Source organism: Streptomyces sp. NPDC005551, from assembly GCF_042871785.1.
Lineage (GTDB): Bacteria > Actinomycetota > Actinomycetes > Streptomycetales > Streptomycetaceae > Streptomyces.
Genome location: NZ_JBIAJE010000003.1, coordinates 884,150 through 899,946 on the forward strand (window position 1 = coordinate 884,150; position 15,797 = coordinate 899,946).

General features: G+C 71.4%; 12 protein-coding genes. 3 read left to right on the forward strand and 9 right to left on the reverse strand.

Annotated elements, in window-relative coordinates; translation table 11 throughout:
- Positions 1-243 precede the first annotated feature (243 nt).
- Positions 244-1,191, forward strand: a complete 948-nt coding sequence (locus ACFYP4_RS12235; RefSeq protein WP_358851941.1) for a DUF2510 domain-containing protein — start codon at positions 244-246, stop codon at positions 1,189-1,191.
- A 206-nt stretch (positions 1,192-1,397) separates the two neighbouring features.
- Here the strand turns inward: ACFYP4_RS12235 and ACFYP4_RS12240 are convergent, their stop codons facing one another.
- The gene (locus tag ACFYP4_RS12240) at positions 1,398-2,009 is read right to left on the reverse strand and encodes a TetR/AcrR family transcriptional regulator (protein WP_358851942.1); all 612 of its coding nucleotides are present in this window, start codon (positions 2,007-2,009) and stop codon (positions 1,398-1,400) included.
- A 198-nt stretch (positions 2,010-2,207) separates the two neighbouring features.
- Here ACFYP4_RS12240 and ACFYP4_RS12245 point away from each other — a divergent pair, with 198 nt between their 5' ends.
- Both ACFYP4_RS12245 and ACFYP4_RS12250 read left to right on the forward strand, forming a co-directional pair.
- Complete coding sequence (locus ACFYP4_RS12245) at positions 2,208-3,083, forward strand: phosphatase PAP2 family protein (RefSeq protein WP_388785008.1); 876 nt, start codon at positions 2,208-2,210, stop codon at positions 3,081-3,083.
- Positions 3,080-4,027, forward strand: coding sequence for a hypothetical protein (locus ACFYP4_RS12250; RefSeq protein ID WP_388785010.1), 948 nt, complete (start codon positions 3,080-3,082; stop codon positions 4,025-4,027). The genes ACFYP4_RS12245 and ACFYP4_RS12250 overlap by 4 nt, the downstream gene beginning before the upstream one ends.
- Positions 4,028-4,127: 100 nt before the next feature.
- Here the strand turns inward: ACFYP4_RS12250 and ACFYP4_RS12255 are convergent, their stop codons facing one another.
- From ACFYP4_RS12255 to ACFYP4_RS12290, 8 genes are all read right to left on the reverse strand, one after another.
- A complete protein-coding gene (locus tag ACFYP4_RS12255; RefSeq protein ID WP_388785012.1) occupies positions 4,128-5,042 on the reverse strand; it encodes a phospholipid scramblase-related protein in 915 nt (304 codons plus the stop codon).
- Positions 5,043-5,095: 53 nt separating this feature from the next.
- On the reverse strand, positions 5,096-7,147 hold the full coding sequence (locus ACFYP4_RS12260) for a phosphocholine-specific phospholipase C (RefSeq protein ID WP_388785014.1): 2,052 nt from the start codon (positions 7,145-7,147) through the stop codon (positions 5,096-5,098).
- A 209-nt stretch (positions 7,148-7,356) separates the two neighbouring features.
- The gene (locus ACFYP4_RS12265) at positions 7,357-8,364 is read right to left on the reverse strand and encodes a pyridoxal-phosphate dependent enzyme (RefSeq protein ID WP_388785016.1); all 1,008 of its coding nucleotides are present in this window, start codon (positions 8,362-8,364) and stop codon (positions 7,357-7,359) included.
- 228 nt (positions 8,365-8,592) lie between these two features.
- Positions 8,593-10,764 carry a discoidin domain-containing protein gene (locus ACFYP4_RS12270; RefSeq protein ID WP_388785018.1) on the reverse strand — a complete coding sequence of 724 codons (2,172 nt, stop codon included), beginning with the start codon at positions 10,762-10,764 and terminating at the stop codon, positions 8,593-8,595.
- Positions 10,765-10,828: 64 nt separating this feature from the next.
- Complete coding sequence (locus ACFYP4_RS12275) at positions 10,829-12,439, reverse strand: glycoside hydrolase family 13 protein (RefSeq protein ID WP_388785020.1); 1,611 nt, start codon at positions 12,437-12,439, stop codon at positions 10,829-10,831.
- 38 nt (positions 12,440-12,477) lie between these two features.
- Positions 12,478-13,353, reverse strand: coding sequence for a carbohydrate ABC transporter permease (locus ACFYP4_RS12280; protein WP_358855339.1), 876 nt, complete (start codon positions 13,351-13,353; stop codon positions 12,478-12,480).
- Positions 13,350-14,321, reverse strand: coding sequence for a sugar ABC transporter permease (locus tag ACFYP4_RS12285; protein WP_358855338.1), 972 nt, complete (start codon positions 14,319-14,321; stop codon positions 13,350-13,352). The genes ACFYP4_RS12280 and ACFYP4_RS12285 overlap by 4 nt, the downstream gene beginning before the upstream one ends.
- Positions 14,322-14,329: 8 nt before the next feature.
- Positions 14,330-15,679 carry an ABC transporter substrate-binding protein gene (locus ACFYP4_RS12290; protein ID WP_388785022.1) on the reverse strand — a complete coding sequence of 450 codons (1,350 nt, stop codon included), beginning with the start codon at positions 15,677-15,679 and terminating at the stop codon, positions 14,330-14,332.
- Positions 15,680-15,797 lie beyond the last annotated feature (118 nt).

Here is a 15,797-nt window from a genome sequence, read left to right on the forward strand (position 1 = left end):
GCGACATGACGGTCTCCGTGCGGGCCCCGGAGCCGCGCGCCGACCGGCCCGGCAGTCCCGCGGGGCCCTGCTTCCGGGCTCGGTCGGCCACTTCATCGAGTGGTCCGAGTTCACCCGTGCGGCTCGTCGTGCGGTGACACCGCGCGCGGCCCGTCACGGGACGGCATCGGCGACGTCGCCCCCGGGTCACGCTTCGGGAGCCCTCTCATCCCCTTTTCACCCAGGGCTCATACGGTGGGTCCCATGACGCAGGCGACTCCTCCCGGCTGGTATCCCGATCCGGGTCAGACAAGTGACCGTCCCCCCACCGAGCGCTGGTGGGACGGCAACGCATGGACGGACCAGACCCGCGCCGTCGGGTCCGCCGCCCCCTGGGGTCCCCCGGCATACCCGCCGGGGGGCCATCCGGTCCCACCCGCGCGGCGCGGACTGCGCACGGGCATAGCCGTCGCCGTCGCCGTCGCGGTTCTCGCGGGCATAGGCGGCGGCGTGTACGCGCTGACGAAGGACGACGGCGGCGGGAACGGCGCCAACTCCCAGGGGCCGGGCGGGCAGAACGGCCGGGGCGGCCCCGGTGGCACGGGCGGGTCCGACGGCGCTCCCGGCGGCTCGGGCGGGCCCGACGGGCAGTCACCGGCCCCGGACCCGTCCGGGCAGCCGCCCACCGAGGACGGCTTCGCCACCGACGCCATGAGCGGCATCGCGCTCCCGGTCCCCGACGGCTGGACCGGCAAGAGCGGCCTGGGTGCCTCCGTCACCTCGGACGACTCCTACAAGTGCCCCGGCGACACCTCGCAGACCTGCACCAAGGGCGGGGCGTACTCGGCGCCCGCCGTGGCGCTGAAGCTCAAGGCGACCACGGCGGAGGCGGCGGCCAAGGAGGACATCTCCAAGAACGCGGAGGAGTCGTACGGCGGCAAGACCTACGGGAAGATCACCTCGCACCGGGAGCTCGCGTCCGAGTCGGTCACCGTGGCCGGGCAGAAGGGCTACCTGGTCCGCTGGAAGGTCGTCACGAGCAAGGGTGACGACGGCTACGTCGAGTCGCTCGCCTTCCCCTCGCCGGCCGGCTCCGAGCAGCTCGTCGTCGTCCGCTTCGGCGTCGACGTCGGCACGAAGGCGGCCGTGATCGACGAGATCACCAAGGGCATCAAGCGGGTGGCGGCCGGCGGCAGCGGCCAGAACGTCTAGGTCGTGTCCGCAAAGTCCCGTCGTCCGCCCGGAGGGCGGGTTCCGCGGCGTCCGGGCCCGCCACCCGGCCGCACACAATGCGGCCGGGTGGGGCGCCCCTCCGCTCAAGAGGAACCCCACCCGGCCGGGGTGCGCGCCGCCCCCGTCCCCACGGTGCGGCGCGGTCAGGCCGACGTCCGGTCATCCCGCGGACGGCGGCCTGGGTCTCAGGTCAGGCCGAGGGCCGGAATCACGACCGCCTCCACGAAGCCCTCGAGGTAGTCGCCGTCCGCGTACCGCCCCTCGAGGACGGGGCGGACCCGCAGGACGCCGAGCAGCTGCGCGGGGATGTACTCCAGCGCCGGGTGGTCGGCGGCGATCTCACCGCGCTCGACCGCGCGGGCGATCATCTCCCTCAGCTCGGCCACCTCGGGCTCGACGAGCGCGTCGCGCAGCGCCTTCTGCAGCTCCTCGTCCTGCATCACGGCGTGGCCGAGCGCCTGGAGGAGCTGGGTGTCGCCGGACCGGTCCCCCGCGGTGCGGGCCGCCGCGCGCAGGTCCCCGGCGAGCGAGCCCGTGTCGATGCCGCGGAACCGCGGACAGCGGCTGGCCCGCAGCGCCGCGGCCACGAACTGGGGCTTGGTCTTCCACTGGCGGTACAGCGTGGACTTGCTGCAGCGTGCGCTCGCGGCCACGCCCTCCATGGTCAGGGCCTCGTACCCGCATTCGCGGATCTGGTCGAGCGCGGCGTCGTAGAACTCCTGCTCACGCTCCGGCGTGATCTTGGAGCGGCGCGAGGTGGCGACCGTCTCCGGTCCCTCCGCTGCCTGCGACGTCATGGCTCTTCCCCTCGCTCGATCGGCGGTCCGCTGCACCCGCTCGTCCAGTGTATCGATACGCCACTGTACCGGTACACGCTCGTATCGGTACACTGGCGTATCGATGAGTCCTGGACAGGACCCACTCCCCGGAGTGGACCTTGCCCTGGGCTCACCGCGCACCACCCCACGCAAGACCGTCAGCGAAGGGGCCGGGGGATGAATTCCCAGACCGAGCCTGCAGATCGGCCGCCCGACGCGGCCACACGTTGGACACACCAGCGGCACACCACCGCGCGGCCGGCACCGTCGGCGACGCGCGGCACCCTCGTACGCCCGCCTCTCGTCCGTGAGCTCCTGCTCGTCGTCGGACTCTTCGTCGTCTACAAGGCGGGCCGGCAGCTGGCCGACGGCCACACCGCCGAGGCCTTCCGCAACGCCGGCCGCGTGTGGGACTGGGAGCGGTCCGCGCACCTGCCGGGCGAGGGCGCCGTGCAGAGCGCGCTGCTGCACGGCGACACGCTCGTGCACCTCGCGAACACCTACTACGCGACCGTCCACTTCCCGGCCACCGCGGCCTTCCTGATCTGGCTCTACCTGCGGCGTCCCGCCCACTACGTGTGGTCCCGCCGGGTCCTCGCCGCGGTCACCGCCGCCGCCCTCGTGCTGCATCTCACCTTCCCCCTCGCCCCGCCCCGGATGCTCGCCACGACGGGACTCGTCGACACCGGGCAGGTCTACGGACCCACCGTGTACGGGGCACGGCCCGCGACCGACTCGGTGGCGAACCAGTTCGCGGCGATGCCTTCGCTGCACTTCGGCTGGGCGCTGATGGTCGCGGTCGGCCTGATCGCGGCGACCGGGTCCCGGTGGCGCTGGCTGTGGCTGCTCCATCCGCTGTTCACCCTGCTGGTGATCGTCGGCACGGCGAACCACTACTGGCTCGACGCGATCGTGGCCACCGCGCTGCTCGGCATCGCGCTCGCCGTGATCCACCTGCCGCACCGCACGCTGACGACCGCGGGCCGTACCCGTCCCGCGGCGGACGCCGGGAGTGCGGAGTCCCTGCCGGAGCTCGTGGGGGCAGGACGATGAGCGCCACCCTCGTCGCCGTGGTCCTGTCGCTGTTCTCCGCGGTGGCCTACGCCGCCGCCGCGGTCGCCCAGGAGCGGCTGGCCGCCAAGAGCGCCGGCACCGGTCTCCTGCGGCTGCTCGGCGACGGCGCCTGGTGGTGGTCGGTGACCCTCAACGCCGCCGCGGCGCTGCTGCACGTCGCGGCCCTCAAGTACGGACCGCTCACCCTCGTCCAGCCGCTCGGCGCCCTCACGCTGGTGGCCGCGGTGCCGCTGGGGGCCCGGGTGGCGGGGCGCCGGGTCAGCGCGGTCGAGTGGCGGGGCACGGCCCTCACGCTGATCGGCCTGGCGGCCCTGCTGGTCACCGCCTCGGGCCCCGCGCCGGACGACATCCTGAGCGTGCCGCAGGCGCTGGGCGTGGCCGCCGCGACCGCGGTGGTCATCGGCGGCCTGTCCCGGCCGGGCGCCCGGCCCGGCCTGCGGCACGCGAGCGCGTCCGGCTTCGCGTCGGGTGTCGCCTCGGCGCTCACCCAGACGGTGACCGTGGCCGCGACGGACCGCAGCGGACCGCTGCTCAGCGTCGAGGTCGTGGTGGTGGCGCTCCTGGTCGCCGCGTTCGCGACGGGCGGGCTGCTGCTGTCGCAGACCGCCTACCGGGGCGGACTCGGCGCGCCGCTCGCCGTGGTGACGCTGGCCAACCCGGTCGCCGCCGCGGCGATCGGCCTGTCCCTGCTCGGCGAACGGCTCCAGTACGGCGCGGTGGGTGTCCTGCTGGCCGCGACGGGAGCAGCGGTCGCGGCCTGGGGCGTCGTGACGCTGTCGCGCTGGGCGCCCGACCCCGTCGTGACGGACGAGCACCCCGTCGCCGCGGTGCTGGCACTGGAGCCGGGGTCGGCGGCGTACGAGCCGGCGCTCGTGCCCCGGCAGCCGGCCCGCCGCACGAGGCGCCACCTCACCCGGCTGTAGGGCCGCGAGGCACCGGAACAGCGAACGGCGGCCGCACCGACGTGACACGTCGGTGCGGCCGCCGTCGGCGTGGTGGTGCGGGTCAGCGGCGCGGTGCGGGTCAGCCCAGTCCGCGGGAGTCCTGCTTGAGGGCCGTGTCGACCGTCAGCGCGGTCGCCACGACGAGGCTCAGCAGGGGCTCGGGGAGCTGGTAGTGGATCTGCAGGACGTAGTTGTCGGCCGTCGTGAACAAAGTCTTCGCGAGGCCTTCCCAGGTCTTGGTGATCCGGGCGACCTCGTTGTCCGCGTGGTCGACGATCGCGAAGTTCCAGGCGCGCCAGTTCTCCGCCTTGATCGCGCCGACCTGCCGGCCGTCGGCGTTGATCGCGAAGTTGATCTTCCCGATCATGTTCTGCTGCACGATCTCGCCGACGGGCTGTCCGTCCGGACGCGCCACGAGCACCCGCGACTTCAGGAACTTGCGGGGCCGTGTCAGCAGCAGTTGCGGCTGACCGTACGCGTCGCGGATCTCCAGCTTGTGCGTCATGAACTGGTCGATGCTGGCGACGAACCGCAGGATCTTCTTCAGGGCGCTCTGGCCGACCTGGACGACCGAACCGAGCTGGTTGCCCTGCTGGTCCATGACTTTGTACTCGTTGGTCAGCTCGATCAGCTTGGCCTTCTGGTTCACCACCAGGACCGGCTCGCTGAACAGGGTGCCGCCCCCGGCACCGCCGCCGGCCACCCCGGCCTGCTGCTGCACCTGACGCTGCACACGCGGGTCGGAGCCCGCGGGGGCCTGCTGTACGGGCTGGCCGCCGTACGCCTGCTGGGCCTGCGGGCCGCCGTACGCCGGCTGCTGAACCGGCTGCTGCGGGGCCGCCTGCGCCTGCTGCGGAACCGCGGGCGCGCTCTGCCCCTGCTGGTCGGTGTTGGTGTGCTGGGTCCACTGGGAGCCGTCCCAGTACCGGAGCGTCTGGGCCGCCCCGTGGGGGTCCGGGTACCAACCTGCAGGTGTGTTCGAATGCGTGGTCACCGGGGGCACACTACCTCGCTCGGGACGGAAGGGAACGGGCGCCCGGGTAACCGTCACGCGGTGACGATCGCCGGGTCGCTGACGCCCGGGCGACCGTTCTCGACATGTCCGGCGAACCGCCGCACAAACGCCGGATCCGCCTCGGACACGACCTCCAGGTCGTACCAGCGCCTGCTCGCCCGCAGGTCGACCCGGTGCTTCACGGTCGCCCCGGCCCGCACCCGGAACGTGCGCGCCCGGCCGCCGTAGCCGTCGGTGAGCCGGAGACCCACCGTGCCGGAGCCCTTGTTGGTGAAGGTGAGTTCCACGTCGTCCCCCACGTGCCGGGCACTCACCTCGGGGCCCGCCGCCTTGCCGGGGCCCCGGAAGGTGCGCAGGAAGCCGTTGGGCCCGTGCACCGTGAGGTCGTACGAGCCGCCGGAGTAGGCCGAGTTCCAGGTGTCCGAGACGGACTTTCCCGCCTCGGTGGTGTAACTCCACGGCCCGTCGGTGCGGTTGCCCGAGGTGACGAGGAAGGCGGCGCCGGCCTGGGCGCCCGAGGCGAAGGTGAGGGTGAACTTCCCGGCGGCCGTGTCCGCCGAACCGTCCACGCGGGGTGCGTACTTGAGCGGGCACGCGGGCCGCGAACCGCGCTCCTGCCGGGGCAGGACGGGGTGGGCGGGAGGCGTCGGCACATAGTCGGGGTGGCGCTCGCGGTCCGGCGGCTCGTAGCCGTCGGTGTCCGGCAGCGCGACGGGGCCGGTGTCCTTGCGGGAGAAGTCGAACGCGGAGCTCAGGTCGCCGCAGATCGCGCGCCGCCAGGGCGAGATGTTCGGCTCGTGCACGCCGAAGCGGCGCTCCATGAACCGGAGGATCGAGGTGTGGTCGAGGGTCTCGGAGCAGACGTAACCGCCCCTGCTCCAGGGTGACACGACGAGCATCGGCACCCGCTGGCCCAGCCCGTACGGCCCGGCGACGTGCCCCGCGTCCCCCTTGTACAGGTCGGGGCCGACGTCGACCGTGGATTTGCCCCGGTCGGCGGACTGCGGCGGGAACGGCGGCACGACGTGGTCGAAGAACCCGTCGTTCTCGTCGTACGTGATGAACAGCGCGGTCCTGCCCCACACCTCCGGATCGGAGGTGAGCGCGTCCAGGACCCGGGAGATGTACCAGGCACCGTAGTTCGCGGGCCAGTTGGGGTGCTCGGTGAAGGCCTCCGGGGCCACGATCCAGGAGATCTGCGGCAGCTTCCCGCCCTTGACGTCGGCCGTGAGCCGGTCGAAGAAGCCCTCCCCCTTGCGCGCGTCGGTGCCGGTGCGGGCCTTGTCGTAGAGCGGGTCGCCGGGCTTGGCGTTGCGGTACTTGTCGAAGTACAGCAGCGAGTTGTCACCGTAGTTGCCGCGGTAGGCGTCCTGGATCCAGCCCCAGGAGCCCGCCGCGTCCAGGCCGTCGCCGACGTCCTGGTAGATCTTCCAGGAGACCCCGGCCTTCTCCAGGCGCTCGGGGTACGTCGTCCAGCCGTAGCCGGCCTCGTCGTTGCCGAGGACCGGACCGCCGCCGGTGCCGTCGTTGCCGGTGTAACCCGTCCACATGTAGTAGCGGTTCGGGTCGGTGGAACCGATGAACGAGCAGTGGTACGCGTCGCAGATGGTGAACGAGTCGGCGAGCGCGTAGTGGAACGGGATGTCCTCACGCGTCAGGTACGCCATCGTCGTGGCCGACTTGTTGGGCACCCACTTGTCGTACCTGCCCTTGTCGAACGCGGCCTGTCCGTCGTTCCAGCCGTGCGGGAGGTCCTGGATGAACTGCATCCCCAGGTCGTCGGCCTCCGGCCGGAAGGGCAGCACGTCCTTGGTGCCGTCCGACTGGTACCAGACCGGCTTCTTCCCCGACGTGGTGGCCACCCGGGGGTCGCCGAAGCCGCGGACACCTCTCAGCGAACCGAAGTAGTGGTCGAACGAACGGTTCTCCTGCATCAGGACGACGATGTGCTCGACGTCGTCGATCGTGCCGCTGCGGTACCCGGCGGGTATCGAGGCGGCCCTGGCGATGCTGTCGGACAACGCGGTGAATCCCGCGGTGCCGCCCGCGAGCTGCAGAAAACGACGCCGGTTCACTGGGGGCATGGGTGGGTGACCTCTGTCCTGACGGGGCACGGGTGGCCCGGATGCTGAGGGAAGGTGCGCGAAAGGAGTGTTCCAAGAGCACCAAACGTCAGGGAAGGGCCTCGTGGCATCCACGTGAAACACGGCGGTACATGCGACCAACGGTTTCGGCCACCGGCGCCGGCGGGTTCCCCGCCAAGGGTGTGCGCCCTGTGCCGGGCAGACGGACGTCAGGACTGACGGGAGTCAGGGCTCTGGGCCACCCTGGCCGCCAGTTCACCGGCGATCTCGTGGCCGAACAGTCCGGGCAGCCCGCCCGTGTGCACGAACACCGTGCGCCGGCCCGGCCGGATGTCACCGTCCGCCACGGCCGCCGCGAGACCGGCGAGGGCCTTGGCGGTGTAGACCGGGTCGAGGATGACGCCCTCGCACACCGCCGCCGCTTCCAGCGCGGACGAGGCGGCAGGCGTGAGAATCCCGTACCCGGCGCCGGCCTGGTCCCGGCGCAGACGCAGCGCGGAAGCCTCCGTACGGCCGTCCGACACCGCGCCCACCAATGCGGCGACGCGGGCGGGAAGGTCGGCCACGGCACCAACGTCGACTCCGAGGACCCGCTCCGCGCCGAGCGCGGCCACCAGACCGGCCATGGTCCCGCCCGAGCCCCCGGCGACGACCACGTGCTCCACGTCGGGCAGTTGGTCGTGCAGTTCCCGGCCTCCTTCGAGGTATCCCAGCGCCCCGTTGCGGTCGCTGCCCCCGAACGGCAGGACCTCGACGCGCTCCCCCTGCTCGGTCAGCTCCTCCGCCGTGGCGGCGACGGCGAGGTCGAGACCGGCGGCGTCGACGTCCCCGGCCCACACCACGCGCGCGCCCAGCAGCCCGTCGAGGCTCAGATTCCCGGTCCGCCCCCGCGGGCCGTTCCCCCGTAGGACCAGCACGGCCTTCAGTCCCAGCCGACGGCCCGCCGCGGCCGCCAGCCGCGCGTAGTTGCTCTGCGCGCCGCCGCTCGCGACCAGGACGGTCGCGCCGCGGTTCAGCGCCTGGCCGCAGCTGAACTCGAGCTTGCGCACCTTGTTGCCGCCACCGCCCAGACCGCTGAGGTCGTCGCGCTTGAGCCACAGGTCCCCGGGCCGGAGGCCGAGGTGCGCGCTCAGCCGCGGGGCGGCCTCCAGCGGTGTCGGCCAGGTGCCCAGAAGCACCCGGGGAGCGGTGGCGGAGCCGCCGTCGCTGACGGTCATGAGAGGTCCTCTTCCTGTGGCGCCGCTGCCCGGAGGGTTCACCGGGCGCGGGAACTGTCGTCCCGTTCCAAGGATGCGACGACTTGGCCCGGCCGGGGAATTCGCCGTCCCGCGGCCGGGCGGTGCGGCGGGTTCGTCGCGCCGCATGCCCCCGCCGCCGCCATCTGCGGCGGGAGCGGGGGCAGCGGGGCCCGGCGTACGGGCTCCGCGGAGTTGCGGCCGGCGTGGTCAGGACAGGTACGCCTCCACCTCGCTGAACTGGGCGGCGGGCCAGCCGGTGTTGGCGGTGACGTGGAGTCGCAGGTGGCGCAGGTTCGTGCCGCCGGGCAGGGTCACGGTGACCGTGTTCCCGCTCGCCGGGTCGAAGCGGTAGTCCTTGGACGCCACCACCGTCGAGTAGCTGCTGCCGTCGGTGCTGCCCTGGACCGACAGGGTCTGGGTGCGCGCCTGCCAGGCGGCGGCGGGCGGCAGCTTCAGCACGACCCGGCGGACCGGCTGCGTCGAGCCGAGGTCGACCGTCCAGTTCTGCGGGAAGGCGTTGTTGGACGACTCCCAGTAGGTGTTCGCGTCCCCGTCGACGGCCCTGCCCGGTGTGTAGACGTCCTGGGAGCCGCTCGCGGTGGCGGTGCGGCCCTTGGCGAGGTTGCGGGCCGGGTCGGGATCGGGGTTCCCGGAGCCGGGCTGCGGCCAGGCGTTGCAGTTGGACCAGGTGCTGTCCCAGCCGGAGTTGCCGCCGCCGTCGGTGAGTGTGAAGGTGCCGGAGCCCGTCGGGTAGGGGCAGTTGTAGACGCCCGCCACGCCGACCCCGGTGGCCCGGACGTTGCTGAAGCGGGCCGCGCCCGGTGTCTCCGCCTGGACCACGACCGTGCCGACCCTGCTGACCGTGGCGCCGTCGACCGTGATGTTCCGGGTGGCGTGGCCGCGTCCGCCGCCCGACACGAACTCGAAGGCGCTGTAGGGGCTGTCGGTGATCGTCGTGTTGGTGATGCTGACATTCGCCTCGATCGCGCTGTCGTAGGAGTCGACGCGCAGTGCGCCCATCGGGTGACCCCAGTTGGGGTTCAGCGCCCCGGTGCGCACGAGGGTGTTCCCGGAGACGGTGATGGTCCCGGCGAGCGGCGAGAAGGGGTCGAGGAACTTCTGGTTGGAGATGGCGATGCCGCTGCCGAGGGCGTTGGTGTCGGAGATCAGGTTGTTCTTCACCGCGATGTCGGTGCCGCCGTAGACGGCGATGCCGTTGGCGAGGTTCGGCTGGGTGATGGTGTTGTTCTCGAAGCTGCTGTTGGTGTCGGGGGCGTACAGCGACCACATGGCGAGTGCGTCGTCGCCGTTGTTGCGCAGGAAGTTGTTGCGGACGCGGACACCGCGCGCGTTCCCGTTGAGGTTGAGGCCGTCGGCGGTGGTGTCGAGGATGCGGTTGTTCTCGACGACGAGGTTGTCGTTGTTGCCGGTCAGCCAGAGGCCGACCTTGAGGTGCTGGATCCACATCCCGGAGACGCCGGAGTTGGGTCCGAGTGAGCCGTTGACGAAGTTGTCCGGGTTGGAGTCGACCCGTTCGGTGACCTCGCCGAGGACCGCGAAGTCCTTCAGACGGACTCCTCCGGAGGAGTTGCTCTGGTCGATGAAGCGCGAGGTGTGCACGACGGAGTGCCAGCTGCCCGCGCCCTGCAGAGTGACATTGGCGACGCCTTGGAGCGAGGACGTGATCCGGTAGTCGCCCGGCGGGATCCACACGACTCCGCCCTGTGCGGCGGAGATCGCGTCCCGGAAGGCCTGCGTGGAGTCGCCCTGGCCGCCGGGGTCGGCGCCCTTGTCGGTGACGGACACCGATCCGGCCGGCCGGGTGCCGGCCGCGGCCACCTGCTCGAAGTCGGCGACGTCCACCGTGACCTGGGTGGACGTGGCCTGGAGGGCCACCTTGTCGCCGGCCTGCACGCCGCGGCCGAGGAGCAGCCGGGCGTTGTCGTAGAAGTGGTGGGTCTTGGCGCCGGCGATCCAGGAGGTGTCGACGTAGGAGTACTTGGAGGTGACGGGGAGCGACTTGGCGAGCTTGGTGCCGTTGACGTAGACGTCGAGGGTGCCGGACTGGCCGTCGGGCACGCTGTAGGCGACGTTCACGGCGTTGGCCGTGCGGGGCACGGTGAACTCGACGCGCTGTCCTGCGGCCAGGCGTACGGCCTGGCGCCCGGACGCCTCCGAGGCGAGGGTGCCCTGGGTGTGGTCGGGGCCGATCCTCGTGCCCGTGGAGGTGGCGGTCTCGGCCTCGACCGAGGTGAAGGGCAGGTCGGCGCCCGCGGCCGAGGCCGCGGAATGTGCCGTGGTGGCGCCGAGCAGGCCGGCCGCGAGAGCGACGGCCGTGGCGACCGCCGCGGCGGGCATGCTCCTGACAGATCTGGACATGTGCTGATCCCTTTCATGGTGGGGGTGCGGGGACAGCGGGTGGTGCGGCGGCCCGGCTGCGGCGTCAGGCGCGCAGCCAGGCCGCCGTGTCCCGGGGCAGGCGTCCGTCGGCTTCCAGCGGACCGCTGGTGAGCAACAGCTGCCTGTGCGGCGGGAGTTCGGCCGGAGAGGCGGAGAGGTTGACCACGCAGAGCGGGCCGTTTCCGCGGGTGAAGGCGAGGACGCCGTCGGGTGCGGGCAGCCAGGCGAGCGGGCCGTCGCCGAAGCCGGGCCGGGCGCGGCGGATGCGCAGCGCCTCGCGGTACAGGCTCAGCATCGAGGCGGGGTCTTGCGCCTGGCGGTCGGCGGCGTACGCGGGCCAGCCGGGCGGCTGCGGGAGCCAGGGCTCGCCGCCGAATCCCGCGTGGGGCCCGTCGGCCGTCCACGGCAGTGGTACGCGGCACCCGTCCCGGCCTGGGTCCGTCCCGCCGGAGCGGTGGTGCATCGGGTCCTGGATCCGCTCGCGCGGTATCTCCGCCTCGGGCAGGCCGAGTTCCTCGCCCTGGTAGACGTAGACGGCGCCGGGCAGGGCGAGCGAGAGCAGGGCGGCGGCGCGGGCGCGGCGGGTGCCGAGTGCCAGGTCGGTGGGCGTGCCGAAGGCCTTGGCGGTGAAGTCGAACCCGGTGTCGGCGCGGCCGTAGCGGGTGACCGTGCGGGTCACGTCGTGGTTGCACAGCACCCAGGTGGCGGGGGCGCCGACCGGGGCGTGTTCGGCGAGGGTCTCGTCGATGGCGGTGCGCAGCCGTCCGGCGTCCCAGGGGCAGGAGAGGAACGAGAAGTTGAAGGCGGTGTGCAGTTCGTCGGGGCGCAGGTAGCGGGCGAAGCGCTCGCTGTCGGGGAGCCAGACCTCGCCGACGAAGATGCCGCCGTACTCGTCGGCGACGGCGCGCCAGGAGCGGTAGATGTCGTGGAGTTCGTCGCGGTCGACGTAGGGGTGCGGCTCCCGGCCCTCGACGTGGTCGGGCAGCGCGGGGTCCTTGGCGAGCAGCGCCGCCGAGTCGATGCGTACGCCCGCGACGCCGCGTTCGAACCAGAAGCGCAGGACGTCCTCGTGCTCCTGGCGGACGGCGGGGTGCGCCCAGTTGAGGTCGGGCTGCTCGGGCGTGAAGAGGTGGAGGTACCAGTCGCCGTCGGGCAGCCGGGTCCACACGGGTTCGGCGGAGCCCGCGAACTGGGACGGCCAGTCGTTGGGCGGGAGTTCGCCGTGGTCGCCGCGGCCGGGCCGGAAGTGGAACAGCTCCCGTTCGGGACTGCCGGGTCCGGCGGCGAGCGCGGCCCGGAACCAGGGGTGCTGGTCGGACACGTGGTTGGGCACGATGTCGACGAGGGTGCGGATGCCCAGCTCGCGTGCCTCGGCGATGAGTTTCTCGGCCTCGGCGAGCGTCCCGAAGGCTGGGTCGATCACCCGGTAGTCGGCGACGTCATAACCGCCGTCGGCCAGGGGTGACAGGTACCAGGGGTTCAACCACAGCGCGTCCACGCCGAGTTCGGCGAGGTACGGGAGTCTGGCGCGGACGCCCGCGAGGTCGCCGGTGCCGTCGCCGTCGCCGTCCGCGAAGCTGCGGACGTACACCTGGTAGATGACGGCGGAGCGCCACCACTGGTCCTGCGTGCGGGCAGGGGAAGGCTGTCCCACTGTGCCTACCTTTCTGTGAAGCCGTTCAGGGGGTGGCGTCAGCCCTTGGTGCTGCCCGCGCTGATCCCGGCGATGATGTGCCGCTGGAACACCAGGAACATCACGACCATGGGGATGCTGGCGATCACCATGGAGGCGATCAGCACGGTGAGCGGGATGTTCTGCGACAGCTGGACGAGGGCCACGCTGATGGGCTGCTTGTCGGTGTCCGAGAAGACCATCAGCGGCCAGAGGAAGTCCTGCCAGACGGCCACCAGGGCGAAGATCGACACGACTCCCAGCACCGGCCGGGACATCGGCAGCACGATCGACCGGAGGGTGCGCAGCCGGCCGGCGCCGTCGATCTCGGCGGCCTCCAGGACGTCCCGCGGTATCTGGTCGAAGAAGCGCTTGAGCAGATACAGGTTGAAGGCGTTGGCCACGGCGGGCAGCCAGATGCCGAGCGGGTCGTTGAGCAGGCTGGTGTGGATCAGCGGCAGGTCGGCGACGATGAGGTACTTCGGTACGACCAGTGCCTGCGCCGGGACCATCAGCGTGGCGAGGATGCCGCCGAGGATCACGTTGCCGAAGGCCGGTCTCAGTTTGGAGAGCGCGTAGGCGGCGGCGGTGCAGAACACGAGTTGCAGCACCCAGGCGCCGGTGGCCTGGACGACGGTGTTCCACAGGTGGGTGGGCAGGTCCATCAGGTCCCAGGCGTCCGTGTACCCGCTGAGTCTCCAGTGGTCGGGCACGAGCGTGGGCGGGGTGCGCACGACCTCGTCCGGCGACTTCATGGCGCCGGACACCATCCAGTAGACGGGGAAGAGGAAGGCGACCGCGAACAGCAGCACCACGCCCGTGAAGACGGTCCAGTAGACGGCCCTGCCGCGGGGGCGGGCCAGTGTCAGGGGGGAGATGAGTGTGCGGGTGCTCATGCGTCCTCGCCTCCCGAGCGGGTGAGCCGCAGATACAGGGCGGAGAAGGCGCTGAGCAGCACGAGCAGCATGACGCTGAGCGCGCAGGCGCCGCCGAAGTCGTTGTAGAGGAAGGCGTACTTGTAGATGAGGTACAGCACGGTGACGGTCGCGTTCTCGGGGCCGCCGCCCGTGATCACGAAGGGTTCGGTGAAGACCTGCATCGTCGCGATGATCTGCAGCAGCATCAGCATGAGGATGATGAAGCGGGTCTGCGGGATCGTCACGTGCCGGATCCGCTGGAGCAGGCTCGCGCCGTCGAGTTCCGCGGCCTCGTACAGCTCGCCGGGGATGCCCTGGAGCGCGGCCAGGTAGATCAGGACGGTGCCGCCCATGTTGGCCCAGGTGGCGACGACGACCAGGGAGACGAGCGCGGTGTCGGCGCCGTTGGACCAGTTCGAGGTCGGCAGGTGCAGGAAGCGCAGCGCCTCGTTGGCGAGGCCCGCTCCGGGATCGTAGAACCACTTCCACAGCAGCGCGCTGACCACCGGCGGGATCATCACCGGCAGGTAGACCACGACCCTGAAGAAGGCCTTGGCGTGGCGCAGTTCGTTCAGGACGAGCGCCAGGACGAACGGGACGGCGAAGCCGATGAGCAGGGCGATGACGGTGAAGGTGAGCGTGTTGCGCCAGGCTGCGGAGAACTCGGGGTCGTGGAAGACCCGGGTGAAGTTGTCGGTGCCGACCCACTCCGCGCCCGCTCCCGGCGTGTACTTCTGGAAGGCGATCACGACGGCGCGGATCGCCGGGTACCAGGAGAACAGCGCGAAGCAGAGCACGCCGCCGGCCAGGAAGGCGTACGCACGTGACTGGTCGGCGAGGCGGCGGCGCCACGGGCTCCCCGTCCGGCGCCGGGCCGGCCGCCGCACCGCCTCCGGCGTTCCGGCGGCGGCCGGAGCCGGGGCGGGGGGCTTCGATGCGGTCTTCATGGACGGTGTCAGCCTCGGGCCAGAATGGAGTCGATCTTGCCGGAGGCGTCCTTCAGGAGCTGGTCGACGTCGGCGTCCTTCTTGGTGAGCACGGCGGAGACGGCGCCGTCCAGGACCGAGTAGATCTGCTGGGCGTGCGGCGGCTCGATCTTCATCTCAAGGTTCTGGTTGCCGTCGAGGAAGGGCTGGTAGTTCCGCATCGGCACGTTGGCGTTGGCCTTCTTGATCTCCTGGTCCCTGGCGTCGGCGGCGCCGGTGAAGAGCCGGGGCTCGGGCAGGCCGACCGGGGCGTCGTGCTTCTTGGCGCGGGCGTAGTCGCCGAGGAAGCCGTCTCCGGGCGTCAGGAACATGTGGTCCAGCCACTTGAGGCCGGCCTTGATCTGTTCCGGGGTGGCCTTCTTGTTGAACATGTAGCCGTCGCCGCCGATGAGCGTGCCCTTGCCGCCGGGCATCGGGGCGAGCGCGAGGTCCTTGTAGTCGCCGCCCTTCTCCTTCACGAGGATCGGGATGTTGTCGGGTGCGGAGAGGTACATGCCGAGCTTGCCCGAGCCCATCAGCTGCTGGACGTCGTTGATGACGAGGAGCTGCTTGCTGCCCATGGAGTCGTCGCTCCAGCGCATGTCCTTGAGGTTCTGCAGGACGGCCTTGCCCTCGGGGGTGTCGACGGCGGCCTTCCTGCCGTCCTCGCTGACCACGTTTCCGCCCTGGGAGTACATCTCGGCGGTGAAGTGCCAGCCGCCCTGGTTCTGGGCGCTGTAGTCGGCGTAGCCGACGGTGCCGTCGCCGAGGGCGGCTATCCTCTTGGCCGCCGCGCGCAGTTCCGCCCAGGTCGCCGGGGGCTTCTCGGGGTCGAGGCCGGCCTTCTCGAAGAGTTTCTTGTTGTAGATCAGGCCCATCGAGTAGCCGGTGCGCGGGATGCCGTAGACCTTGCCGTCGACGGTGTAGATGTCGCGCAGCTGCTGCTGGATGGTGTCGTAGCTGTCGAGGTCCTTCACGTAGGGCGTGAGGTCGGCGGCCTGGTTGATGTCGACGACGTGCCCGGCATCCGTGAAGTACGTGTAGAACACGTCCTCCATCTGACCGCCGGCGAGCTTGGCGTCGAAGGTCTTGGGGTCCTGGCAGGGGAAGGCGTCATGGGCGACGACGTCGATGTCCGGGTTCTGCTTCTCGAAGGCCTTGATGTCGGCCTCGAAGAACGATCGGTCGACCTTGGCGCTCTTGGGCGGCATGCAGTTGACCGTGATGCGGGTCTTGCCGCCCGCGGCGTCGTCGTCGGAACCGCAGGCGCTCACGGCGCTGAGCGTGAGGGCCGAAGCCACGAGTGCGGTGCAGGTGCGGCGGAACCCGGTGCTTCTCATCGGTGGACCCCTTTGGGCAGGTGCGTGGAAGGCCCACGGCGGCACACCGGGTGGTGTGCGGCCGTGTCTGGCGCCGCACACTCAAGCACCGCCGACATCGGTCCGCAATATCTCGCGC